The sequence below is a fragment of the Agromyces albus genome (assembly GCF_004134825.1).
Taxonomy (GTDB): Bacteria; Actinomycetota; Actinomycetes; order Actinomycetales; family Microbacteriaceae; genus Agromyces; species Agromyces albus.
Genome location: NZ_SDPN01000006.1, coordinates 104,621 through 128,956, shown reverse-complemented (window position 1 = coordinate 128,956; position 24,336 = coordinate 104,621). Strand labels below are relative to the sequence as shown.

Annotated in this window: 22 protein-coding genes, 1 tRNA gene and 1 other RNA gene; 17 read left to right on the top strand and 7 right to left on the bottom strand. The window is 70.0% G+C overall.

The genetic code is table 11. The features are described from left to right. Nucleotides 1–9: 9 nt before the first annotated feature. From ESP51_RS05290 to menC, 12 genes are all read left to right on the top strand, one after another. The gene (locus ESP51_RS05290) at nt 10–972 is read left to right on the top strand and encodes a carbohydrate ABC transporter permease (protein ID WP_241842989.1); all 963 of its coding nucleotides are present in this window, start codon (nt 10–12) and stop codon (nt 970–972) included. Beyond that, on the top strand, nt 972–1,919 hold the full coding sequence (locus ESP51_RS05285) for a carbohydrate ABC transporter permease (RefSeq protein WP_129519847.1): 948 nt from the start codon (nt 972–974) through the stop codon (nt 1,917–1,919). Before ESP51_RS05290 ends, ESP51_RS05285 begins: the two co-directional genes overlap by 1 nt. 80 nt (nt 1,920–1,999) lie before the next feature. Then, nucleotides 2,000–3,514, top strand: a complete 1,515-nt coding sequence (gene arfA / locus ESP51_RS05280) for an arabinosylfuranosidase ArfA (protein WP_129519846.1) — start codon at nt 2,000–2,002, stop codon at nt 3,512–3,514. A 56-nt stretch (nt 3,515–3,570) separates the two neighbouring features. Further along, nucleotides 3,571–4,542, top strand: coding sequence for an arabinan endo-1,5-alpha-L-arabinosidase (locus ESP51_RS05275; RefSeq protein ID WP_241842988.1), 972 nt, complete (start codon nt 3,571–3,573; stop codon nt 4,540–4,542). 137 nt (nt 4,543–4,679) lie between these two features. Next, entirely contained in the window at nt 4,680–6,278 is a 1,599-nt protein-coding gene (gene aceB / locus ESP51_RS05270) for a malate synthase A (RefSeq protein WP_129519844.1), read from the top strand. 2 nt (nt 6,279–6,280) lie between these two features. Continuing rightward, the gene (locus ESP51_RS05265; RefSeq protein WP_422386828.1) at nt 6,281–7,537 is read left to right on the top strand and encodes a DUF6986 family protein; all 1,257 of its coding nucleotides are present in this window, start codon (nt 6,281–6,283) and stop codon (nt 7,535–7,537) included. 40 nt (nt 7,538–7,577) lie between these two features. Continuing rightward, nucleotides 7,578–8,477 carry a bifunctional allantoicase/(S)-ureidoglycine aminohydrolase gene (locus ESP51_RS05260; protein ID WP_129519842.1) on the top strand — a complete coding sequence of 300 codons (900 nt, stop codon included), beginning with the start codon at nt 7,578–7,580 and terminating at the stop codon, nt 8,475–8,477. 99 nt (nt 8,478–8,576) lie between these two features. Next, the gene (locus tag ESP51_RS05255; RefSeq protein WP_129519841.1) at nt 8,577–9,869 is read left to right on the top strand and encodes an FAD-binding protein; all 1,293 of its coding nucleotides are present in this window, start codon (nt 8,577–8,579) and stop codon (nt 9,867–9,869) included. 249 nt (nt 9,870–10,118) lie between these two features. Further along, a complete protein-coding gene (locus tag ESP51_RS05250) occupies nt 10,119–11,090 on the top strand; it encodes a hypothetical protein (RefSeq protein ID WP_129519840.1) in 972 nt (323 codons plus the stop codon). Between the two features lie 201 nt (nt 11,091–11,291). Continuing rightward, complete coding sequence (locus tag ESP51_RS05245; RefSeq protein WP_129519839.1) at nt 11,292–12,566, top strand: saccharopine dehydrogenase family protein; 1,275 nt, start codon at nt 11,292–11,294, stop codon at nt 12,564–12,566. Further along, nucleotides 12,563–13,426, top strand: coding sequence for a hypothetical protein (locus ESP51_RS05240; protein ID WP_129519838.1), 864 nt, complete (start codon nt 12,563–12,565; stop codon nt 13,424–13,426). The genes ESP51_RS05245 and ESP51_RS05240 overlap by 4 nt, the downstream gene beginning before the upstream one ends. Next, nucleotides 13,423–14,730, top strand: a complete 1,308-nt coding sequence (menC, locus tag ESP51_RS05235; RefSeq protein WP_241842987.1) for an o-succinylbenzoate synthase — start codon at nt 13,423–13,425, stop codon at nt 14,728–14,730. The genes ESP51_RS05240 and menC overlap by 4 nt, the downstream gene beginning before the upstream one ends. Nucleotides 14,731–14,783: 53 nt before the next feature. Here menC and ESP51_RS05230 read toward each other — a convergent pair whose 3' ends face one another. From ESP51_RS05230 to ESP51_RS05220, 3 genes are all read right to left on the bottom strand, one after another. Next, on the bottom strand, nt 14,784–15,722 hold the full coding sequence (locus ESP51_RS05230; protein ID WP_206737215.1) for an aminoglycoside phosphotransferase family protein: 939 nt from the start codon (nt 15,720–15,722) through the stop codon (nt 14,784–14,786). Further along, nucleotides 15,704–16,927, bottom strand: a complete 1,224-nt coding sequence (gene ligD, locus ESP51_RS05225; protein ID WP_129519837.1) for a non-homologous end-joining DNA ligase — start codon at nt 16,925–16,927, stop codon at nt 15,704–15,706. Before ligD ends, ESP51_RS05230 begins: the two co-directional genes overlap by 19 nt. Nucleotides 16,928–17,005: 78 nt before the next feature. Next, nucleotides 17,006–17,908: an AraC family transcriptional regulator gene (locus ESP51_RS05220; protein ID WP_129519836.1), complete on the bottom strand. Its 903-nt coding sequence runs from the start codon at nt 17,906–17,908 to the stop codon at nt 17,006–17,008. Between the two features lie 77 nt (nt 17,909–17,985). On the opposite strand from ESP51_RS05220, the gene ESP51_RS05215 reads away from it, so the two are divergent. Continuing rightward, entirely contained in the window at nt 17,986–18,456 is a 471-nt protein-coding gene (locus ESP51_RS05215; RefSeq protein ID WP_206737214.1) for an SRPBCC domain-containing protein, read from the top strand. A 31-nt stretch (nt 18,457–18,487) separates the two neighbouring features. Here the strand turns inward: ESP51_RS05215 and ESP51_RS05210 are convergent, their stop codons facing one another. After that, entirely contained in the window at nt 18,488–19,699 is a 1,212-nt protein-coding gene (locus tag ESP51_RS05210) for a type II toxin-antitoxin system HipA family toxin (protein ID WP_129519835.1), read from the bottom strand. Further along, the gene (locus ESP51_RS05205; RefSeq protein ID WP_129519834.1) at nt 19,696–19,896 is read right to left on the bottom strand and encodes a helix-turn-helix domain-containing protein; all 201 of its coding nucleotides are present in this window, start codon (nt 19,894–19,896) and stop codon (nt 19,696–19,698) included. Before ESP51_RS05205 ends, ESP51_RS05210 begins: the two co-directional genes overlap by 4 nt. Before the next feature lie 274 nt (nt 19,897–20,170). On the opposite strand from ESP51_RS05205, the gene ESP51_RS05200 reads away from it, so the two are divergent. From ESP51_RS05200 to ESP51_RS05190, 3 genes are read left to right on the top strand one after another with little or no spacing between them, the layout of a single operon-like run. After that, nucleotides 20,171–20,629, top strand: coding sequence for a hypothetical protein (locus ESP51_RS05200; protein ID WP_129519833.1), 459 nt, complete (start codon nt 20,171–20,173; stop codon nt 20,627–20,629). 25 nt (nt 20,630–20,654) lie between these two features. Next, complete coding sequence (locus ESP51_RS05195) at nt 20,655–22,583, top strand: helicase HerA-like domain-containing protein (RefSeq protein ID WP_129519832.1); 1,929 nt, start codon at nt 20,655–20,657, stop codon at nt 22,581–22,583. Beyond that, entirely contained in the window at nt 22,580–23,242 is a 663-nt protein-coding gene (locus ESP51_RS05190; protein ID WP_241842986.1) for a GNAT family N-acetyltransferase, read from the top strand. The genes ESP51_RS05195 and ESP51_RS05190 overlap by 4 nt, the downstream gene beginning before the upstream one ends. Here ESP51_RS05190 and ESP51_RS05185 read toward each other — a convergent pair. Next, on the bottom strand, nt 23,239–23,721 hold the full coding sequence (locus ESP51_RS05185; protein WP_129519831.1) for a hypothetical protein: 483 nt from the start codon (nt 23,719–23,721) through the stop codon (nt 23,239–23,241). The two genes, ESP51_RS05190 and ESP51_RS05185, sit on opposite strands and share 4 nt — an antisense overlap. Before the next feature lie 298 nt (nt 23,722–24,019). After that, nucleotides 24,020–24,107 (bottom strand) — tRNA-Ser (locus ESP51_RS05180). Nucleotides 24,108–24,239: 132 nt separating this feature from the next. Between ESP51_RS05180 and ffs the strand changes: the two genes are divergently transcribed. Further along, an RNA gene (ffs, locus tag ESP51_RS05175) (signal recognition particle sRNA small type) lies at nt 24,240–24,336 on the top strand.

The window sequence follows — 24,336 nt, the reverse complement described above, 5'->3', positions numbered from 1 at the left end:
AGAGCAACGATGACCAGCAACACCATGGAGGCGACCGCGGCATCCGCGGTCCGGTCGCGGCGCGACGCGCCTCCACGCCCGGGCGGAGGTGCCCGCCTCGTTCGTCGCCGCCAGCGCTGGGGCTGGCTCTTCGTCGCCCCGTTCGCGATCGTCTTCGCGATCTTCCTCGTGCTCCCGCTCGGTTACGCGTTCGGCATGAGCCTGTTCACCTCGACGCTCGCGACCGGCACCGAGTTCACGGGTGTCGCGAACTACGTGAAGGCGTTCACCGATCCGCTCTTCCTCGAGGGGATGCTGCGGGTGCTCGCGTACGCGGTCGTCATGATCCCGGCGCAACTGCTCGTCGCCCTCGTCGCGGCGCTCGTGCTCGACACGCTCGCGACGCGCGTGTCGAAGCTCTCGCGGCTGCTCATCTTCGTGCCGTACGCGATTCCGGTCGTCATCGGCGCCCTCATGTGGAGCTTCCTCTACAGCCCCCGTTTCGGCCCCGCGGCGACGATCTTCAGCATGGTCGGCCTCGACGCCCCCAACTTCCTCGCCGCCGACAGCATCTTCGGCAGCCTCGTGAACATCGTCACGTGGCAGTGGGCCGGGTACTACATGATCGTCATCTACGCGGCCCTCCGCTCGATCGATCCCACGATCTACGAGGCGGCGCGCATCGACGGAGCGAACGGCTGGCAGACCGCCACGCGCATCAAGCTGCCGATGATCTCGTCGTCGATGGTGATGGTGATCACGTTCGCGCTCATCGGCACGCTCCAGTTCTTCACCGAGCCCGTCGTGCTCCGCAGCGTCGCCCAAGGGGCGATCGACGCGGCGTACACGCCGAACATGTACGCGTTCTCGCTGGCGTTCTCCTACAGCCAGTTCAACTACGCCTCGGCGATCGCCTTCTCGCTCGGTGCACTCGTGTTCGCCGGGTCGACCGTGTTCCTCTTCCTCACGCGCAAGCAGAGCGGACTGAAGTGATGTCCTCCACGACCTCGACTCGCGCCACGGCGCCCACCGACCACACCGTCGCGACCGGAGTGCCGGCGCACGCGCCGCGCCGCGACGACCGCGGTCGCTCGGGCGGCCGGCGCATCGGCTCGCACGTCTTCCTCATCATCCTCGCGATCTACTTCATCACGCCGCTGTGGTGGCTCATCGTCGCGGCGACGAAGAGCAACTCCGGCCTCTTCACGGGCACGGGCGGGCCGCTGTGGTTCGACGACCAGTTCGCGTTCTTCGACAACATCGCCGGACTCTTCACCCATCAGGGCGGCGTCTACTGGCGCTGGTTCGCGAACTCGTTCCTGTACGCGTTCGCGGGTGGAGCGGGGGCGACGATCCTCGCGATCCTCGCGGGCTATGGGTTCGCCAAGTACCGGTTCCGCGGTCGCGGTCCGTTCTTCACGATCGTGCTCGCGTCGGTGATGGTGCCGCTCACGGCGCTCGTCATCCCCACGTTCATGCTGCTCAGCCAGATGGGCCTCATCAACACGCCCTGGGCCGTGATCCTGCCGTCGCTCCTGAATCCGTTCGGGGTATACCTCATGCGCGTCTACGCGCAGGACGCCGTGCCCGACGAGCTGCTCGAGGCGGCACGCATCGACGGCGCCGGCGAGCTGCGCACGTTCGCGCAGGTCGCGCTGCCGCTTCTGAAGCCGGCGATCGTGACGGTGCTCCTGCTCTCCGTCGTCGGCACGTGGAACAACTTCTTCCTGCCGCTCGCCGTGCTCACCGACCCCGAGCTCCTGCCCGTGACTCTCGGCCTGAATCGCTGGACCGCGCTCTCGAACGCGGGTGCCGGCGGCGAACAGGTGTGGAACCTGATCACGACGGGCTCCTTCATCTCGATCATCCCGCTCATCCTCTCGTTCCTCTTCCTGCAGCGGTACTGGCAGGGCGGGCTCGCGATCGGCAGCGTGAAGTAGCCGCCGCGAACGACGACCGATGACGGATGCCGCGAGCGGCGGCATCCGCAGACCGTAAACCTCATCACAGAAAGACCGTTATGCCCACCGCACGCCTCACCATCGACCCTCAGTTCTCGGTCGGACCCATCAACCGCCGCGTCTTCGGCTCCTTCGTGGAGCACCTCGGGCGATGCGTGTACGACGGGATCTACGAGCCCGGACATCCCACCGCCGACGAAGAGGGATTCCGCCAAGACGTCATCGACCTCGTCAAGGAGCTCGGCGTCTCGACGATCCGCTACCCGGGCGGCAACTTCGTCTCGGGGTTCCGCTGGGAGGACTCGGTCGGCCCGCGCGCAGAGCGCCCCCGCCGCCTCGACCTCGCCTGGCACTCGACCGAGACGAACGAGATCGGGCTGCACGAGTTCGCCTCGTGGCTCGACAAGGTCGACAGCGAGCTCATGCTCGCCGTCAACCTCGGCACGCGCGGCCCGCTCGAGGCCCTCGACCTGCTCGAGTACTCGAACATCGCGGGCGGATCGGCGCTCGCCGACCAGCGCATCGCCAACGGCCGCACCGACGCGTTCGGCGTGAAGATGTGGTGCCTCGGCAACGAGATGGACGGCCCATGGCAGCTCGGCCACCGCTCGGCCGACGACTACGGCAAGATCGCCTCGCAGACGGCCAAGGCCATGCGCCAGCTCGACCCCTCGGTCGAACTCGTCGTGTGCGGGTCGTCGAGCGCGCACATGCCCACGTTCGGCGAGTGGGAGCGCGTCGTGCTCACGCACACGTACGACGACGTCGACTACATCTCGTGCCACGCGTACTACGAGGAGAAGAACGGCGACCTCGGCTCGTTCCTCGCGTCGGCCGTCGACATGGACCACTTCATCGAGACGGTCGTCGCCACCGCCGACCACGTGAAGGCCGTCGTCGGCAGCGACAAGACCATCGACATCTCGTTCGACGAGTGGAACGTCTGGTACATCGAGCGCTTCCACAACGTCGACAAGATCGACGGCATCGACAACTGGCCGGTCGCGCCGCGCCTCTTGGAAGACGTCTACTCGGTCGCCGACGCGGTGGTCTTCGGCAGCCTCATGATCTCTCTCCTGAAGCACGCCGATCGCGTCACGAGCGCGTCGCTCGCACAGCTCGTGAACGTGATCGCGCCGATCATGACCGAGCCCGGCGGCCCGGCGTGGCGGCAGGCCACGTTCTTCCCGTTCGCGCTCACCTCGCAGCTCGCGACCGGCAAGGCGCTCGAGGTCAGGCTCGATGCCCCCACCTACGAGACCGAGGTCTACGGTGTGGTTCCGCTCGTCGACGCGGTCGCGACGCACGACGCCGAGACGGGCCGAGCCGCGGTGTTCCTCGTGAACCGCAGCCAGGGCGAGCCCATCTCCGTGACGATCGACGTCTCGGCGCTCGGCGAGATCACGGTGCTCGACGCGCAGACCCTCGCCGACGACGACGTGTACGCGAAGAACACGCTCGACGAGCCCGAGCGCGTCGCCCTGCGCGCGAACGACAGCGCCGAGCTCGCCGAGGGGCAGCTCACGCTCGTGCTTCCCGCCGTGTCGTGGACCGCCGTCTCGCTCGGCGCATGAGCAGCGGGGCGCGCCGGTCGTCCATGACGGCGCGCCCCGCCCTTCGCGTCAGAACGATGCGCTCTGTCGTCGCGCTCGTCGCGGTCGCCTCGCTCACGGCGTTCGCCGCGTGCTCGAGCGGCGGCGCACGAGAGCTCACGGGCGACCGGATGACGCACGATCCGGCGCTCGCCGTCGAAGACGGCACGAGCTACGTGTACTCGACGGGCAGCGAGACCGTTGCCGATGGCAACATCCAGGTCCGCAGCTCGACCGACGGCTCCTCGTGGCGCTACCGCGGCGAGGTGTGGCCCGAGAAGCCCGAGTGGCTCGACGAGGTGGTGCCCGGCGTGTCGAACCTCTGGGCGCCCGAGCTCATCGAGCACGACGGCACGTGGTACCTCTACTACTCGGCGTCGACGTTCGGGTCGAACCTCTCGGTGATCGCCCTGGCGACGAACGAGACGCTCGATCCCGATGCCGCGGAGTACGAGTGGGTCGATCGCGGGCCGGTGATCTCCTCGGCCCGCTCCGACGACTTCAACGCCATCGACCCGGGCGTCGCCGTCGATGGCGACGGGCAGCCGTGGATGTCATTCGGCTCGTTCTGGAGCGGCATCCGCATGGTGCCATTGGAGTGGCCGACCGGACTTCGAGCGGATGCCGCGGAGCCGCTGCGACTCGCCGACCGCCAGCTGCCGCCCAACGCGATCGAGGCCCCGTACATCGTCGAGCACGACGGCGAGTACTTCCTGTTCGTCTCCCGTGACTCGTGCTGCCGCGGACTCGAGAGCACCTACAACATCGCGGTCGGCCGCGCCGGCGAGATCACCGGCCCCTACGTCGATCGCGACGGCGTTTCGCTCCTCGAGGGCGGCGGCACGCTCCTGCTGGCCGCCGACGGAGATCGCGTCGGCCCGGGCGGCCAATCGGTCGCGGGGGATACGCTCGCCCTGCACTACTACGACCGACGCTTGGACGGCGCGTTCCAGCTGGCGCTCGTCGAGCTCGAGTGGGACGCAGAGGGCTGGCCCGTGGCGCATTGGTGATCATCCATCGTCGAACTCCTTGTCTCGGGAGCACGCCGCGACGTTCCCCATGTTCCGGTTACGCCGCGAGCGCTTCTGCGCGAAGATGAGAGGTACTCAGCGCGTGGACCATCACCCGGGGAGGGAGCGGCTGCCGCATGACGATCGAGATCGCACATGCCACCGACGTCGCGGGCGGCGAGGAGATCCTCACGACAGACGCACTCGCCTTCGTCGAGGAACTGCATCGCCGCTTCGATCCGCGACGCCGTGAGCTGCTCGCCGCCCGCCGCGGCCGGCGCGACCGGATCGCCGGGGGCGAGCGCCTGGACTTCCTCCCCGAGACGCGGGAGGTCCGTGAGGGCGACTGGCGCGTGCCGCCCGCACCCGAGGCGCTGCTCGACCGGCGGGTGGAGATCACGGGGCCTGCGTCTCCCGCGAAGATGGCGATCAACGCCCTGAACTCCGGCGCCCGCGTGTGGCTCGCCGACCTCGAGGACGCGTCGAGTCCGACGTGGGCGAACGTCGTGGGAAGCATCCGGAACCTCCGCGATGCGGCACGGGGCACGCTCGCGTTCACCTCGCCCGAGGGCAAGGACTACGCGCTTCGCGACGACATCCGCCGCCCGACCGTCGTCACCAGGCCTCGCGGCTGGCACCTCCCCGAACGGCACGTGCTCGTCGACGGCGAACGTGGATCGGGGTCGCTCGTCGACTTCGGGCTGCACGTCTTCCACACCGCGGCCCGGCTCATCGACAACGGCCACGGCCCGTTCTACTACCTGCCGAAGCTCGAGAGTCACCTCGAGGCGCGGCTCTGGAACGACGTGTTCGCCTTCACCGAGGGGCAGCTCGGCCTCCCGGCCGGCAGCATCCGTGCCACCGTGCTCATCGAGACCGTTCCCGCCGCGTTCGAGATGGACGAGATCCTCTTCGAGCTTCGAGACCACGCGTCGGGCCTCAACGCCGGCCGCTGGGACTACCTGTTCAGCATGATCAAGGTGTTCCGCGACGCCGGGCCCGAGTTCATCGTGCCCGATCGCGCCTCGGTCTCGATGACGGCACCATTCATGCGGGCCTACACCGAACTGCTCGTGAAGACCTGCCATCGGCGCGGTGCCGCCGCAATGGGCGGCATGGCGGCGTTCGTTCCGAACCGCGCCGACCCCGAGGTGACGGCGGCCGCGTTCGAGAAGGTCCGTGCCGACAAGACCCGCGAGGCGAATGACGGGTTCGACGGATCATGGGTGGCGCACCCCGACCTCGTGCCGGTGTGCCGCGAGGAGTTCGACGGCGTGCTCGGCGACCGCCCCAACCAGTTCGATCGCCAGCGACCTGAGGTCGAGGTCACCGCCAGCGAACTGCTCGACGTCGCCTCGGCGGGCGGCGAGGTCACCGAGGCTGGGCTGCGCACCAATCTCTCCGTCGGCGTGGCCTACACCGCGGTGTGGCTCTCGGGCAACGGCGCGGTCGCCCTGCACAACCTCATGGAGGATGCCGCCACGGCCGAGATCTCCCGCTCCCAGGTGTGGCAGCAGCTGCAGCACCGGGTGGTGCTCGCCGACACGGGCCGCACGATGACGCCCGAACTCGTGCGCCAGGTGCTGGCCGAAGAGGTGGAGGCGCTCCGAACCGACGTGACGCCCGAGCGGTTCGCCGCCTACTACGAGCCCGCCGCGCGGCTCGTCGCCGATCTCTGCCTCTCCGACGACTATGTCGACTTCCTCACCCTGCCCGCCTACGAGCTGCTGGAATGAGGATGCGCACCGCACTGACCCGAACCGACCTCGCTGCGATCGACGCCCGCCTCGCCGCGACCGACGAGCTGCTCGCCACCGCGTATCCCGGCGACGACGGCTCGCGACAGCCCGTGCACACCGTGTACGTGGCCGCCGACCGGTACACGCCGGAGCTTCCCTTCATCTGGGGGCGCGCCGCGCTCGCCGCCGCCGACTCGGCGGGAGGGATCGAGGCGCTCGCGGGTCTGGTCGGCATCGACGCCGCCGTCACGGCCGCCGTCGCACCACGCGTGCTCGAGAAGCTCGAACGCGAGCCGATCGAAGACCTTCGGATCGACTTCGAAGACGGCTACGGCGTGCGCAATGACGACGTCGAAGACGCCGACGCGGTGCGCGCCGCCAAGCGGATCGTCGCCGCGGCGGGCGCGGGCTTCGCCCCGCCGTTCATCGGCATCCGCTTCAAGTCGTTCGAGGCTGCGACGCGAGCTCGCGGCATCCGCACCCTCGACCTGTTCGTGACCGAGCTCGTCGAGCACGGCGCGCTGCCCGACGGCCTTGCGCTCACGCTGCCCAAGGTGTCGACGGTCGCGCAGGTCGAGGCGATGGCGGAGGTCGCGGCCGCGCTCGAACGCGCCCTCGGACTGCCCCACGGCCGGCTCACGTTCGAGGTGCAGGTCGAGACACCGCAGCTCATCCTCGGTGCCGACGGCCGTTCGCCCGTGGCACGCCTGCCCCTCGCGGTGCCCGGCCGCATCAGCGCGCTGCACTACGGCACCTACGACTACAGCGCGTCCCTGCAGATCGCCGCGCCGTACCAATCGATGGAGCATCCCGTCGCGGATGTCGCGAAGGAGCTCATGCAGCTCGCGGTCGCGGGCACCGGCATCCGCCTCTCCGACGGATCGACGAACCTCCTGCCGATCGGCGATCGCGCAGGGGAGGCATGGCGTCAGCACGCTCGGCTCGTGCGCCGGTCGCTCGAGCGCGGGTTCCCCCAGGGCTGGGATCTGCACGCGCATCAGCTCCCGACTCGGTTCATCGCGACGTACGCGTTCTATCGCGAGGGCTACCCCGAGGCATCCGCTCGCCTTCGCGATCACCGAGCGCGCACCGCAAGCGCCGTGCTGGACGAACCCGCCACGGTGCGTGCCCTCGCCGCGTTCGTGCTGCGCGGCGTGCAGTGCGGCGCGATCTCGGCCGCCGAGGTCGCCGACGACACGGGCATCGACGAGTCGGAGCTCGGTGCGCTCGCGCATCCGAGGAGGGCGGAGCCGTGAACGGATGCCGCACCGCGGCCATCACCGATCAGGAGGGCCCATGAGCTACTTCACCCCGCAGGGCGGACTGCCCGCGCAGACCGAGCTCCTCACGGATCGTGCGATCGTGACGGAGGCCTACACGGTGATCCCGAAGGGCGTGCTGCGCGACATCGTCACGAGCAACCTGCCGGGCTTCACGGACACCCGCGCGTGGATCATCGCCCGGCCCATCGCCGGGTTCGCGACGACGTTCTCGCAGCTCATCGTCGAGATCGCACCCGGCGGCGGAGCGGAGCATCCCGAGCAGGAGCTCGGGGTCGAGGGCGTCGTGTTCGTGACGTCGGGCGAGCTCACCCTCACGCTCGAGCGAGAGAGCGAGCGGCACGTGCTCGAGGCGGGCGGCTACGCGTATCTCGCGGCGGGGGAGCGCTGGTCGATCTCGAACGAGGGTGCGGCGCTCACGAGCTTCCACTGGATCCGCAAGGCGTACGAGCCACTCGAGGGACATACGGCCACGTCGTTCTTCACGAGCGACGCGGAGGTCGCGCCCCAGGAGATGCCCGGCACGAACGGCGCATGGGCGACAACCCGGTTCGTGGACCCCGACGATCTCGCGCACGACATGCACGTGAACATCGTGACGTTCCAGCCGGGCGGCTCGCTCCCGTTCGCCGAGACGCACGTGATGGAGCACGGGCTCTTCGTGCTCGAAGGCAAGGGCGTGTACCGGCTGAACGACGACTGGGTCGAGGTCGAGGCAGGAGACTTCATGTGGCTGAGGGCCTTCTGCCCGCAGGCCTGTTATGCGGGCGGGCCGGGCCTGTTCCGCTATCTCCTCTACAAGGACGTGAACCGCCAGGTGCGCCTGACCGAGCCGGTTCCCCGCGGACAGTTCCCGAGCGGCCAGCTCTCGAGCGGACTGTTCTCGGGAGGTGACGTCTCGAGCGGGCTGCGATGACGGATGCCGCGCCCCTCGATCTCGCCCAGGTGCGTGTCGTCGCGAGGAATCCGCGCGTCAACCGAGCCCGCGATGGACACGTACGGCAGGCTTGACCCCATGACCCCCGCCCCCACGACGATCCAGCCGAGCGCCACCAACTGGGCCGGCAACCTCCGCTACGCCGCCCGCGGCGTTGCGGCCCCGCGCGACCTCGACGAGCTGCGACGCCTGCTCGCCGCCGCCGAACTGGCCGGCGAACGCGTGCGTCCGCTCGGCACCAGGCACTCGTTCAACGACATCGCCGACACCGACGGCCTGCTCGTGTCGACTGCGGCGCTGCCTGCCGACATCGAGATCGACGCCGAGCGACGCCTCGTGCGTGTGAGCGGCGGTCTGCGCTACGGAGACCTCGCCGTCCGGCTCGAGGAGTCCGGCTGGGCGGTCGGCAACCTCGCCTCCCTGCCGCACATCTCGGTGGCAGGCGCCGTGAGCACGGGAACGCACGGCTCCGGCGATCGCAACGGCTCGCTCGCGGCATCCGTCGCCGCAGTCGAGCTGCTGACCGCGGGGGGCGAGCTCGTGACGCTCCGCCGCGGCGATGCGGACTTCGACGCGGTCGTGGTGGGGCTCGGCGCGTTCGGTGTCGTCACGCACGTGACGCTCGACATCGAGCCGAGCTTCCAGGTGGAGCAGACCGTGTACGAGCGTCTTCCGCTCGACGCCGTGCTCGCCGACCTCGACGCCGTGACCGGGCTCGGCTATTCGGTGAGCCTGTTCACCACCTGGCGCGACGCCGACGTCATCGATCAGCTCTGGGTCAAGCGGCGGCCCGACCGCGACCGCCCGGCACTCGCGGACGTCGTCGGTGCGCGCCCGGCGACGGGTCCTCGGCATCCGCTGCCCGGGGTGTCGGCGGAGTACTGCACCGAACAGGGCGGCGCCGCGGGCCCGTGGCTCGAGCGGCTCGCGCACTTCAGGATGGGCTTCACGCCCTCGAACGGCGAGGAGCTCCAGTCGGAGTACCTCGTGCCGCGCGAGCAGGCCGTCGCGGCGATCGGGGCGGTGCGCGGGCTCGCCGCCGAGATCGCGCCGCTGCTGTTCGTGAGCGAGGTGCGCACGGTCGCCGCCGACGCCCTCTGGTTGAGCCCCGCGTTCGGTCGCGACGTCGTCGGGCTGCACTTCACCTGGCGACCCGTGCAGGCCGAGGTGGTCGCGCTGCTCCCGCGACTCGAGGCAGCCCTCGCCGGGTTCGAGGCACGACCGCACTGGGGCAAGCTCTTCGCAGCGGATGCCGCGGCGCTCGCCCCGCTCTACCCTCGCTTCGACGCGTTCACCGCGCTCGCAGCGCAGTACGACCCCATGGGCCGGTTCCGGAACGCGTTCACCGAGCGGGTGCTGTTCGGGGCCTGACGGCATCCCCACCTCGCCACCTCACCTCATCCCCACCTCACCTCACCTCATCCCCACCTCATCCCCACCTCGCCGATGCAGGAACTTCTGCCGGTCGCGCGGCGTGTCGTCGGCCGCCGCGCCGCCCCGGCGCCGGAAGTTCCTGCATCTCGCCACCACTCGTCCTCCCGTGGCGGACAACTCGCGAGGTCTTCCGCCACCACGCGGCCTCGCCGTCGCGACACGCGCCCGTGCCGAAGGATGCCGGTCATGCCCGACATCCTCACGGAACTCGCCCGGCTCGGTCACGTTGCTCGCGCGCAGACCTTGCGGGCTCGCGGCTTCTCAGAGACAGCGCTGCGCGCTGCCGTGACCTCCGGCGTCGTCGGGCGACCTCGCCACGGCTGGCTCGCATCCCCGCTCGCCGACCGAGACCAGCTCCGTGCGATCGCAGCCGGCGCCCGCATCGGATGCCACTCCGCCCTCCGCCGCTTCGGCGTGTGGTCGGGCATCGACGACTGCCTGCACCTGCAGGTTCCGCGCACCGCCTCACGGCTCGCGTTGGCCTCCGCACCACAGTTGATCGAGGTCGGGAACCCGGGCGTGTGGCATCCGTCGCTGCGTGAATCGACGCGTCGAGGACGCGACGTCCGTCTCGCATCGGATGCCGCGCCGCGGGTGCATTGGGCACGAGAGTTCGCGCCGCGACAAGCGCTCGACTGGATCGTCTCGCCGCAGTCGGCTCTCGTTGCGGCGTTGCGCTGCATGGACGCCGAACACGCGAGTGCCGCGATCGACTCCGTCCTGCACGAGCGGATCCTGAGTCGGAGGCAGGTCGACGCCCTGATGGCGTCGCTCCCGAACTGCAGCGCCAGCCTCATCGATCGTTTCACCGGCAGGCCCGAGTCGGGAGTGGAGAGCCTCTTCGTTCGACGGATGTCCCGTGCCGGCTTCCGCATCGAATCGCAGGTCGACCTGGCGGGATTCGGCAGGTACGACGGCGTCGTCGACGGATGCGTGCTCTTCGAGGTCGACGGCCGCGGCTTCCATTCGGGATCCGACGAGTTCCTCGCCGATCGGGATCGCACGCTCATCGGCCAGGTGTTCGGCGTCCCGGTGGTGAGGCCGAGTGCGCGGCACGTGCTGGAGGACTGGGAGATGACGCTGGCGGCGGTGGCGCGCACGGTTGAGGACGCTGCGATCGTGCGCCGGCATCGCGGGCTGCCCGACGTGTTCGGGTGATGTGTGCCGCGCGGGGTTGCAGGAAGAAGCGCCGAGGCGCGTCGTCTGCGGGCCGCGACGCGCCGACGAGCGCCCGGAAGTTCCTGCATCTCCGTTTGGGCGCGGCGGGGCGGGCGGTCGGGGCGAGCCGGGAGAAGCTGAGTGGCGAGCTGCGCGCATCCCGGCATCGACTCGCCGGGCCCGCCACGATAGCGTCGTGGGATGCGGATCCTCCTCGTCGGCGCCGGCGGCGTCGGAGACGCCATTGCCAAGATCGCGGCCCGTCGCGGATTCTTCGAGCTCCTCGTCGTGAGCGACTACGACGAGTCGCGGGCGCAGCGCACGGTCGACTGGATCCGGACGAAGCACGGCGACGAGGTGGCCGCCCGCTTCGCCACGACGCAGATCGATGCGAGCGATCCCGACATCGTGGCATCCGTCGCCCGCGAGCACGGCGCGACCCACGTGATGAACGCCGTCGAGCCGAAGTTCGTGCAGGCGATCTTCGCGGGCGCGCTCGCCGCGGGGGCCGACTATCTCGACATGGCGATGAGCCTCTCCGAGCCGCATCCGTCCGACCCGTACACGCAGACGGGCGTGAAGCTCGGCGACGACCAATTCGCGCAAGGCCCGGATTGGGATGCCGCGGGCCGCCTCGCCCTCGTCGGAATGGGCGTCGAGCCGGGCCTCTCCGACGTGTTCGCGCGGTTCGCCGCCGACCACCTCTTCAGCGAGATCGACGAGCTCGGTGTGCGCGACGGCGCGAACCTCGTGGTCACCGACGAGGAGGGCAACGAGATCTTCGCGCCGTCGTTCTCGATCTGGACCACCATCGAGGAGTGCCTCAACCCGCCCGTCATCTGGGAGGAGGAGGCCGGTTGGTTCACGACGGCGCCGTTCTCGGAGCCCGAGGTGTTCGAGTTCCCCGAGGGGATCGGCCCGGTCGAGTGCGTGAACGTCGAGCACGAAGAGGTGCTCCTCATGCCGCGCTGGATCGACGCGAAGCGCGTCACCTTCAAGTACGGGCTCGGTGCGGAGTTCATCAACGTGTTGCGCACCCTCCACATGCTGGGCCTCGACTCGACGACGCCGGTTCGGGTGCGGAGCGACGACGGCCCCGTGCACGTCGCTCCGCGCGATGTCGTGGCGGCATCGCTGCCCGATCCGGCGACCATCGGGCCGCGGATGACGGGTAAGACGTGCGCCGGTGTGTGGGTCACGGGCACCGGCACCGACGGCGGCGCCCGCGAGGCGTATCTCTACCACGTGAGCGACAACGAGTGGACGATGCGCGAGTACGACGCGCAGTGCGTCGTGTGGCAGACCGCCCTGAACCCCGTCATCGCGCTCGAGCTGCTCGCCACCGGCGTCTGGCAGGGCCGCGGCGTGCTCGGCCCCGAGGCGTTCGACGCGGCGCCCTACCTCGATCTCATGGCGCGACCCGAGTCCGACGGCGGCTACGGCCAGCCCTGGCACGTGGAAGACCGGCTGGCGTGAACAGCTCGCTCGAGCGGGTGCCGGCGGCGCTCATCGCCGAGGCCGAGGCGACGGCGGATGCCGCAGACGCGCGCGGCGGCATCCACACCCGTCCGGCCGATCCGAGCGAACTCGGCGGCGTGCTCGCCCGCTTCGAGGCGACGTGGGGCGAGGGGCGCGGCGCCGATCGCTCGATGCTCCAGGCGCTCGAGCACGCGGGCAACACCCTGCTCGTCGCCGTGCCCGCCACCGAGTGGCCGAACACCGCAACCCAGTGGCCGGATGCCGCCGCCGAGCCAACCGCGTCGGGTGACACGCCGCTCGGCGCGACGCTCGGCTTCCTCGGCTGGACCGGCGGACTGCACCTGCACTCGCACATGAACGCCGTCGACCCCGGCGCGCGCGGGCGCGGCATCGGCGTCGCACTGAAGCTCCGCCAGCGCGCCGTGTGCCTCGCCCACGGGGTGACCGAGATGCGCTGGACCTACGATCCGCTGATCCGGCGCAACGCCCACCTGAACCTCGTGCGACTCGGCGCGGAGGTCGACCGGTTCCTGCCCGACTTCTACGGCGAGCTGCGCGATGCGATCACCGGCGCCGACCGCAGCGACCGGTTCGAGGTGCTGTGGCGGCTCGACTCCCGCCGCACCGCTCGGGCGATCGCCCGCCGGGCGGTGCCCGAGTGGCGAGCCGAGGGCCGACTCGCGCTCGTCGCCGATTACGAGCGCGTGCGGGCCGAAGATCCCGAGGTTGCAGCACGCCTGCGCGATGCCTCGCGCGAGGCGTTCGCCGCGCTCGCCGACGGCCGCCTCCGCGCCGAGCTCGACGCGAACGGCGACTACGTCTTCACCCGCGACGACCCCGACCGGGAGGCACCATGACCGAGCCGACGAACCCAGTGCCCAAGATCGAGCGCATCGAGTTGCACCGCCTCGAGGTGCCTCTCGTGCGGCCGTTCGAGACGTCCTTCGGGCGCGAGACCGTGCGCGAGGTGCTCCTCGTGCACGTCGTGACCGACGCGGGCGAGGGCTGGGGCGAGTGCGTCGCCGGCCGCGACCCGTTCTACTCGGGGGAGTACGTCGACGGTGCGGCATCCGTCATCGAACGCTACCTGGCGCCGGCGCTGTTGCGGCGCCACGCCGCGGAGTTCGAGGCCGACGGCCGCATGGCCGGCGTGCTCATCGACGACCCCTCGCACTCGGTGGGCATGTGGGTCGACGATCGGGAGCAGCACGTGACCGGCGACGAGCGCGCCGCCACCGCGGCAGGCCGCGCGGCGGCGGCGGCGTCGATTGCGAGCGTGCCGCTCGCGGCATCCGTCTCGGGCACGCTCGCGTTCGTGGCCGGGCACCGCATGGCCAAGGCCGCCCTCGAGGCCGCGGTGCTCGATGCCGAGCTCCGAGCCCAGGGCCGATCGATGGGCGAGGCGTTCGGCGCCGTGCGCGACTGGGTCGACTGCGGCGTCTCGGTGGGCATCGCACCCACGCTCGACGAGCTGCTCGACGAGGTCTCGGGCTACGTCGAGCAGGGCTACCGGCGCATCAAGCTGAAGATCAAGCCCGGCTGGGACCTCGTGCCGGTCGGCGCCGTGCGCGAGCTCCTCGGCCGCGACGGACTGTTGCAGGTCGACGCGAACACGGCCTACACCGCCGATGACATCCCGCTGCTCGCGAGCCTCGACGCGTTCGGCCTGCTGCTCATCGAGCAACCGTTCGCCGAAGAGGACATCGCGACCCACGCCCGCCTCGCGGAGGCGTGCGAGACTCCCGTCTGCCTCGACGAATCGATCCTCGGCGTCGGCACGGCGGTCGACGCGATCGATCGCGGCGCCACGTCGGTCGTGAACATCAAGCCGGGACGCATGGGCGGCTACCTCGAGGCCCTGCGCGTGCACGACGCGTGCGTCGCCCTCGACGTTCCCGTGTGGTGTGGCGGCATGCTCGAAACGGGGGTCGGCCGGGCCGCCAACGTGGCGCTCGCGGCACTGCCCGGATTCCTGCTCCCCGGCGACACCTCGGCTTCGTCGCGCTACTTCGCCGAAGACGTCACCGAGCCGTTCGTGCTCGGCTCCGGCGAGCACCGCGGCCAGCTTCGGGTTCCGGATGCCCCGGGCACGGGCGTCACCGTGCGCGAGGAGCTCGTGCGCGAGTGGGCGACGATGCCCCCCGTCGTGCTCACCCCCTGACCTCGCGCGCCCCCGTTCTCGTTCGCCCCGGGCGGGCGGCGGGCGGGTGCGGGTCAGTCGAGCGTGAGCGCGCGCTCGCCGATGCGGATCATGGATGCCGCCGCGGCGTCGTCTCCGTCGAGCGCGTGCCACGTCGACGACAGGGCACACCAAGCCATGAGCCAGCGCGCGAGACGATGGGACTCGAAGCCGGCGGCATCCGTCACCTGGGCGAACCGCGCCTCGAGGCGGCCGGGCTCGAGCGCGAGCTCCGGCGACGGGTTGCAGAACAGGTTGCAGTAGTCGAACGTGCGGTCCCCGAGCAGGCCCTTGGGATCGATCGCGAGCCAGCCGCGCTCGCCGAAGTCGAGCACGTTGGCGTGGTGCACGTCGCCGTGCAGCGCGACGACGTCACGCTCGTCGTCGAGGAGCGCCAGGGCGAGGTCGGCACCGCGCCGGTGGAACGGCGTGAGCTCGTCGGCGTGCGCGAAGAGATCGCGGAACCACGTGCGAAGCGGCACGAGGTCGGGCGGCCCGGGGGAGTCGAGCACGTCGGCGGACGCCTCGTGCAGCACGGCTGCGGTCGCGCAGAGCACCTCGGTGGCAGCTGCATCCGCCCCCGACACCGACAGGTGCGCGAGTGACCGGGGACCGGTCGCCCGCTCCATCAGCACGGCGTCGCCCTCATGTTCGAGCACGCGTGCAGCACCGTGGCCCGACCACGCGGCGAGCAATTCTGAGCCGCGCTGCTCCTCCTCGACGTGCGAGATCTTCAGCATCACCGCTTGCCCGGTCGCTGTATACGCGGGTGCGAGCGTCGAGGTCTCGGTCTGGAACACGGCGCCGTCGAGGCTGAGGCGCCAGTGATCGAGCCAGTCCGTCGCGACCGCGAGATCCGTCGTCGTTCCGTCATCGGCCGACTGGAGGGTGTCGTCGCCGGCGGACCGGAGGGCGCCGACCTCGGCGGACTGGAGTGCGTCGTCGTCGAGCATGCTCACGCCCTCCCGGCCCACGGGTCGTAGTCGACCTCGAGCTCCTCCTGCCTCGGCCGCTTCGACTCGGGAACGTGCTGGAGGTTCACCCGGATCCGATACCAGAGCGAGCTCGAGCCCCGCATGCCGTCGACGAGCACGTCGGCGGGCTGCAGGAGCGGCACGACATCTGGGTGCTTGGCCTTCCATCGTTCGAGCCCTTCGAGCGCCTCGGGCTTCGTCTCGGCTCGCGCGATCTCGATGAGCGGCATCGTCGACTTCCGGCGTCCGGAGCCGTCGGATGACGTCGGCGCCTTCTCGGCCGGCCCGAGCTCCTCTGCGAGCCGGAGCAGTGCGTCGAGGCTGCCGGCGTCGTCGTCGATCCCGGATGCCGCGTCACCGCGCTCCTCGAACCGGCGCAGCACCGCCGGCACCGTGAACTGCTCGGGATGGCTGCCGCGCACCTCGGCCCAGTCGAGCGGAGTGGACACGCGAGCGTCAGGCAGCGCGCGCACCGAGTACGCGGACGCGACGGTGCGGTCCTTCGCGTTCTGGTTGAAGTCGACGAAGACGCTCTCGCCGCGCTCCTCCTTCCACCACCTCGCGCTCGCGAGGCCGGGGGCGCGATTCTCGATCTCGCGGGCGATGGTCTCGGCGGCGAGCCGAACGTCGTGATAGCTCCAGCGCGGCTCGATGCGGGCGTAGATGTGCATGCCGCGGGAGCCCGACGTCTTCGGCCAGCCGATCAGGCCGTGGTCGGCGAGCACCTCCCGGGCGATGAGCGCGACGTCGACGATCTGGGCCCACTCGACGCCCGGCATGGGGTCGAGGTCGACGCGCAGCTCGTCGGGATGATCGAGGTCGCCGGCACGCACCGGGTGCGGGTTGAGGTCGATGCATCCGAGGTTCACCACCCACGCGAGCGCCGCGGCGTCGTTCACGACGACCTCTTCGGCCGAGTTGCCCGAGGCGTAGTGGAGGGTCGCCGTCTCGATCCACTCGGGCCGCTTCTCGGGAGCACGCTTCTGGAAGAACGCCTCCTGGTCGATGCCCTTGACGAAGCGCTTGAGCACCATCGGCCGGCCGGCGACCCCGCGAAGCGCCCCGTCAGCCACCGCGAGGTAGTAGCTCACGAGGTCGAGTTTGGTGAGCCCCACCTCGGGGAACACGATCTTCTCGGGGCTCGAGATGCGCACCTCGCGGCCGCCGATCTCCAGCACCTCGGCCGCGCTCGTCTTCGGGCTCACGCTTTCACTCTATGGCGGGGTGCGCGGAAAGGGGAGGCCCTTCTCCGCGGCGGGCGCTGGGACGGGAGCCGGATCGTCTCAGCGCGCCGCCGTGGCGGCCTCGGCGTAGCGCCGCGGTGTCTCGCCGATCACGGCGCGGAACTCGCGGGTGAGGTGCGCCTGGTCGACGAATCCGAGTGACGCGGCGAGATCGGCGAGCGCTAGGGCGTCGGGGGCCGCGAGCGCCGCCGCGGCCTCCTGCATCCGGTAGCGGCGGATGAGCCACTTCGGCGTGAGCCCGAGCTGCTCGCGCACGAGGCGCTGCAGCGACCGGAGGCCGAGTCCGCTGGCACTGGCGAGGTCTTCGGCCCGCAGGATCGTGCGATCGGTCTCGGCGAGCTCGACCACGCGGCGCACGAGCCGCGAGTCGTCGTCGAGCACGAGGTGCTGCGCGAGCATCCACGATTCGAACGCCGAGCGGGCGGCCTCGTCGTCGCCGGCTACGACCGACGTGCGGATCGCGTCGACGAGCGCCGCGGCATCCGTGGCTCGAAGCTCTTCGATCGCGACCGAACCGCCGATGGGCGCTCGCATCGGGCCGGTCACGAGCAGCCGCGCGACGCCCGGCTGCAGGAGCGCGCCGAACGCCCATCCGGTGCCCTCGAGGCGACGGTGCCCGCGGCCGAGCTCTGGGCCGTGGAGTGCTGCGCCGCCCGCTTCGATCACGAGATTCGCCGAGGGGTACTCGAGCACGCCCTGTTCGACGACGACGCCGGGCGGGAGGCTCCAGCGGGGGATCCAGACGTGACGTACGAGCTCTGCGACCTCGGGCGCCACGGCCAGACGAGAGAGGCGAACCGGGGCACCCTCACGGGCCTGCCGGTCGGCGACGGCCGGAAGCGGGGCGAGCCCCGGCTGCCCCGGCTGCGAAGCGAGCACGCCATTAACGGCCGGCACGCCGGCGCGCGAGCGCCAGTAGTCGTCGGCTGTTGCGGCAGGCATAGCGCAAGTATCGCGCCCACCACCGATGTCGCGTTTGTGCAAGACCGGGCGGATGCGGCATCCGTAGCGTCGTGGTCATGAACCAGGAGGGTGACATGCAGGACTTCGAGATGACGATCTACATCAAGGCCGACCCGCAGGTCGTGTGGGACGCGATCACGGGCAACGAGGGCAACCGGGCGGTGATGTTCGGCTCGGTCATGCGCGGCGACCTCGAACCGGGCGGACGTTACGAGTTCGTCGGGCCGGGGGAGGGCGGCGACGAGACCGTGCACGTCTACGGCGAGGTGCTCGAGGCCGAGCCCGGAGCGGCGCTGAGTCTTACCGAGCATCCGGGACCGATCTACCGGGAGAACCACGCCGAACTCACGAGCCGCATGACCTGGCGGCTCGAGTCGGCCGGCGACCGGCTCACGAAGGTCACGTTCACGAACGACCAATGGAGCGCGGGGCATCCGTCGCACGCGGAGAGCGCCGAGACGTGGCCGAAGGTGCTCTCGAGCTTCAAGTCGTGGATCGAGACGGGCGAGGCGATCCCCCTCGGGTAGCGATGGAGGACGGACGACGGATGCCGGTGGGCTACCGGGCCAGTTCGGCCCGCCGCATCCGGAGTTCACGGACCGCGCCGTTGAGCGGCGAACCGGTGAAACCGATGGCGTCGAGACGAACGGTGGACGCGGCGTTCAGTGCAAGCGCCTCGGCTGAACGTGCGGCGCGCTCGGGAAGGCCGATCGCGTCGGCGAACGCCTGCCAGTGCCGCGCGCGAAGTCTCGTCGTTCGGCCGTCGATCGGCAGCGCCATCGAGGTGTCACCGTAGACGAGCGTGCAGGCCACGTCGTAGACCGGGGCGACCGTCCATCCCGCTCCGGCGCCGCGGATCACGGACACGTTCTTCGCGTGCAGGTCGCCGTTGCCGGTGAGCCAGGCGAACACGAACTGGAGGTACAGGTTGCGGCTCGCGACCACCGGTGCCGATGCGACCGACGCGAGTGCCGTCACTACCCGCTCGGCGGGCACCGAGTACTTCGAGGCGGGAGGAACGGCGAGCACTTGCGTGGCGTCCTCGAGCGCGAGCCGACGCCACGAACCGTCGGGCAGCGGCATCCGATCGAATCGCTCGACCAGCAAGCCGGCGACGTCGTGCCGGTCGGCGACGAGCGCTGACTTCGCGACGGGGAGCTTCAACGCTTTCGCGCCGGCGAGGTGCGCCGCCTCGTTCTGCACAAGAAGCGGATACTCCGCTGGTGACAGCTTCAGGATGTATCTGCCCTGACGAGTGGCGAGGGGCGTGCTGATCATCGACGCACTCGCCTTGCGCTGCACGCCGGGGATCGCATGGCGGTCGACTTCGTCGACGAGTGCGCTGAAGTCCAGCGTTCCGGCCTCGTCGGCGCCCGCGAGCGGCGCCGGGTCGGCGGGTGCCTCGCCTTCGACGACGACCTGTACATCGCCCGGAACATCCTCGCCGACGGCGAGCAGGAGGCTCAGCTCGTCGTCGGCGCTCGTCTTCACCGCGCGCCGCAACACGGAGAGGCGATGCCCCTCGGGAAGCAGCCCCGCGAAGAACGGCGGCAACGCCCCGGCGGGTGAGACGACCTCGCGATCGGTCATGGGGAGCGACGTCGCAATCGGCTCGGCGGGGGAGCGATCAGGCGAGGCGCGCAGGTAGTCGTCGAGGTAGCGGAACGAGGTCGATCCGTCGGCTCGCCGTTCGATGCGCGCTGCCAGCACGCCGGCTTTGTAGACGTCGGCCGCCGAGGTGAATCGCAAGCGCTCGAGGTCGACGGTCATCCGGCGGCCACCAACTCGAGCCCGAGCACCTCGGCGACGCGCGCGACGACGCGAAGGCTCGCCGATCCGGTTCCCTTCTCGATGTCACGAACGGTGCGCGTCGACGTGCCAGACAGCTCAGCCAGCTGCTCCTGTGTGAGGCCGGCCGTCGCGCGCGCTGCGCGGATGCGGGCACCGATCACCTGGGATGCGGTCATGACGCCTCCGTCCATGGGCAGGATACTGCCGAAATCAAGGCAACTCTGTATCCCAACTGGTCTATTGCGAGTAATTCGGCAGTATACTGCCGATTTGCCCGCTTTTGCAATGCGAGACTCGACGAGTCAGAGAATATCGGCAGAATCGTGCCGGAGGCGTGCCTGGATCGGCGCGGTAGGGTTGTGCGTCATCGGCCGAACGAGAGAGTGGGAACGGATGCGACGCATTCTCGACATCCGGATCGTTCGGTGGGAGTTCAAGGCGCTCTACGTCGTGGGTGCGATCCTCCTCGGCTTTGTGATCGCGGTACTTCTCCGCACGTTGGGCCTCGCGGAGATCGGCGTACTGCTCACCATCACCGTTATCGACTTCGGTGCGCTGCTCCTCGGCGCGCGGATCTTCCGTGGCAGAGGCGAAGAGGTCGAGCCGCCGCGAGCGTGGTGGCGCATGACCGCCCGACCGACCTTGAGTCGGCGGCTCGGGATCCTCTTCGTCGTGTTGTCGCTGCTTGGAGCAGTGAGCCTGGTCCTCGAAGTGACGGGCGTCTACGCACCGTTGCCGCTCACGGGTGACGACATGGTCGCCTCTTCGAGGGGCATCGTCGAGCTCGCCATCGTCGCCTACCTCTACCTGAACTCGGCGGTTCGACTGAAGCGGCTCGGCGTGCCATCCAAAGATCCGAAGCCACCGCAGGGGCCGCACTTCCGTCCGCCTGTCAAGCTGACGCCCTGACCGACGACGCGCATAGGATCGGCTCATGGCCGATGACGCGGTGACGCGAGCTCAAGAGGCGGCCGCTGCTGCGGCCGAGGCAGCCGAAGCGCTGCAGGTGCAGGCGCAGGAGGCCATCAAGAAGGCCGAGGAGGCCGCGGAACTCGCGCGCGCTGCGCTCGAAGCGCAGCAGCAAGCGACGGATGCCGCGGATGCCGGTGGTGGTTTCGATACGCCTGCTTCGCGGGCTACTCAACCACCGGAGGGTGGTTTCGATACGCCGGCTTCGCGGGCTACTCGACCACCGGCATCCGCCGGCCCGCTCGGCGCCGACCAGGTCGCGGCGATCAGGAGCGGCTACGCGTTCGAGGGCGCCGCCCTCGAGATGGGCGCTCTCGTGAACGGCGAGGCGATGCCGGATGTCCCGGTGCGCATCCCGCTCGCGATGACGAACCGGCACGGACTCGTCGCGGGCGCCACCGGCACGGGCAAGACGCGCACGCTCCAGGTGCTCGCCGAGCAGCTCGCCGCCGCCGGTGTCGCCGTATTCGCCGCCGACATCAAGGGCGACCTCTCGGGCATCGCGACGCCGGGGGAGGCCAACGAGAAGCTCCTGCAGCGCACCGAGGGCATCGGGCAGGCGTGGACCGCGGCATCCTTCCCGGTCGAGTTCTTCTCGCTGGGCGGCATCGGCAAGGGCGTGCCGATCAGGGCCACAGTGGCCGGGTTCGGACCGCTCCTGCTCAGCAAGGTGCTCGGCCTCAACGACACGCAGGAGTCGAGTCTCGGCCTCGTCTTCCACTACGCCGAGAACGCAGGCCTCGCCCTGCTCGACCTCGCCGACCTGCGCGCGGTGCTGCAGTACCTCGTCAGCGACGAGGGGAAGGGCGAGCTCGAGGGCCTCGGCGGCCTCAGCAGGGCGACGGTCGGCGTCATCCTGCGCGAGCTCGTCACGTTCGCCGAAGCTGGGGCCGACGTCTTCTTCGGCGAGCCCGAGATCGATACGGCCGAGTTCCTGCGCGTGGCGTCCGATGGTCGCGGCATCGTGAGCCTGCTCGAGGTGCCGGGCGTCGCCGATCGGCCGGCGCTCTACTCGACGTTCCTCATGTGGCTGCTCGCCGACCTCTTCAACGACCTGCCCGAGGTCGGCGACCTCGACCAGCCGAAGCTCGTGTTCTTCTTCGACGAGGCGCACCTGCTCTTCACGGGCGCCTCGAAGGACTTCCTCGCGCAAGTCGTGCAGACCGTGCGACTCATCCGTTCGAAGGGCGTCGGCATCTTCTTCGTCACGCAGACACCCAAGGACGTGCCCGCCGACGTGCTCGCCCAGCTCGGCTCGCGCGTGCAGCATCAGTTGCGGGCGTTCACTCCCGATGACGCGAAGGCGCTGCGGGCGACGGTGTCGACCTATCCGAGGTCGGGCTACGACCTCGAGGAAGTGCTCACGACCCTCGGCACCGGCGAGGCGATCGTCACCGTCATGAACGAGAAGGGCGCACCGAGCCCCGTCGCCTGGACCCGTCTTCGTGCTCCGCAAGCGCTCATGAGCCCGTCGACGGATGCCGCGATCGACGCCCTCATCGGCGCGTCGCCGCTGCTCCCGAAGTACGGCACGTCACTCGACCGCGAGAGCGCGGGTGAGATCCTCACGGCGAAGATGAACGCGGCGGCGGCGGCCGCGAAGGCGGCGGACGACGCGACCGCGAAGGCGAAGGCCGATGCCGAGTTCGCCAAGCAGCAGGCGGCAATCGAGCAGCAGCAGGAGAAGGAGCGCAAGGCCGCGCAAGCCGAGTACGACCGGCTGATGAAACGCACGTCGGGCACGTCCCGTTCGTCGGGGTCGGGCTCGCGTTCGCGGTCGCGTTCGACGGGCGGCTCGAAGTCGACGCTCGAGCAGGTGCTCGGCTCCAAGGCGGCCCGCGATGTGCTGACGACCGTCGTCGAGGGCATCTTCGGCACGAGGCGGCGCAAGTGAGCGCCGAGCGATCGGATGCTCCGGCGAGGGCCGTGGGCGCGCCGCATCCGCTGATCCGCCGCTACCAGCCCGCCGACCGGCACGGCATCGCCGAGGTGTGCCTGCGCACCGCGGCGGGCGGCGGCGACGCGACCGGCGTGTACTCCGACGACACGCTCATGCCCGAGGTCTTCGCGCTGCCGTACGTGGAGTACGCGCCCGAGCTCACGTTCGTCGTGAGCGACGGGCACCGCGTGCTCGGCTACGTGCTCGGCGTCGCCGACACGGCGGCCTTCGTCGAGTGGTGGCGGCGCGAGTGGGGGCCGGAGTTCCGGAAGCGGCATCCGGCGCCGGGCCCGCCCACCGGGCACGACCCGAAGTTCTCCGAGGAAGCGCTCATCCAAGCAGGGGTCGAACCCGATCGCATGCTCATCGCCGAGCTCGACGAGTACCCGGCGCACCTGCACATCGACCTGTTGCCCGAACTGCAGGGGCAGGGGTTCGGTCGCAAGCTCATCGACGTGTTCCGTGCGGCGCTCGCGAGCCGCGGGGTTCCGGCCGTGCACCTCGGATTGGATGCCGCGAACACCGACGCTCGAGCGTTCTACGACCGGCTCGGGTTCCATGAGCTGCCCTCGAGCCGCCCCGAGGCGCCGCTGCTCGGCATCGACACGCGCTAGGTCAGCGTGACCGGCTTGCGGGAGAGCGAGCGGCGCTCGAACCAGTAGAGCAACTGGGGGTCGGACTGGCGCAGTTCGGCGAGCGTCACGGGCTCGTCGCGCCTCGTCTCATCGACCCCGAGGATGGGAGCCACGCGCGACATCGCGCGCTCGTCCCAGAATCGGCCGCGCATGCGGAAGGAACAGTGGCCATCGCGGCACACCACGAACAGTTGCTCGGTCGTGTCGAGGCTGTTCAACCGGTAGAGCTGCACACGGACCACCCCGGTGATGTCGCGAGCAGCGACCACGGACATGAAACCGAAGAAGCCGCGCTCCACGATTCCATGCCGGCTGAGCGAGGCCTTCGTGCGGCGATACGCGAGCCAGGCCGTCACGAAGAGGAGCGCGACAACCACCGCCGACACGGCGACGAACGGCCACTCGCCGAGCGGATCGAGGACCCAGAGCAGCACGGTCAGCAGCGGCAGGAAGAGCATGACGACCGGAAGGCCAATGCTCCAACCGAGAGTGCGACGCGGCCTCAGGGTTGCAACCCTGAGGCCATCGCCCCCTACTGCCACCGGTCCGGTGGAGACGCCCCCTGTGTCCCCACTCTTCATCCCCACCTGCACCGTTGACATCTCTCACATCATGGGGCGCACGCGAGAACCGCGCTATTCGGCATTAAGGAGGACACGTCTGCGCGCGAGGGGCGAGACATCTGCGCGCGAAGGAGAAGCGGGCCGGAAACGGCTCCGCCGCGGGCATCGGAACATGCTCGCGGCGGAGACAAACTGGCGGAGGATGGGGGATTCGAACCCCCGAGGGCTTGCACCCAACACGCTTTCCAAGCGTGCGCCATAGGCCACTAGGCGAATCCTCCACGGGACGCGGCACTCGAAAGCGCGTGCGACCTCATGAAATCGTACCCGACTTCCGAACGCCCGCCGTTCGCGCGATCGGTCGAGCCGACGCGACGGGGCTTCACCCGAGCTCGAGAACGGGTAGAATGGACGACGGCTCCCCGCGTGGCGCCATCCAGGCCAACTCCCCCAGGGCGGAAACGCAGCAAGGGTAACCCGGCTCTGGCGGGTGCGCGGGGGGTCTTTCTT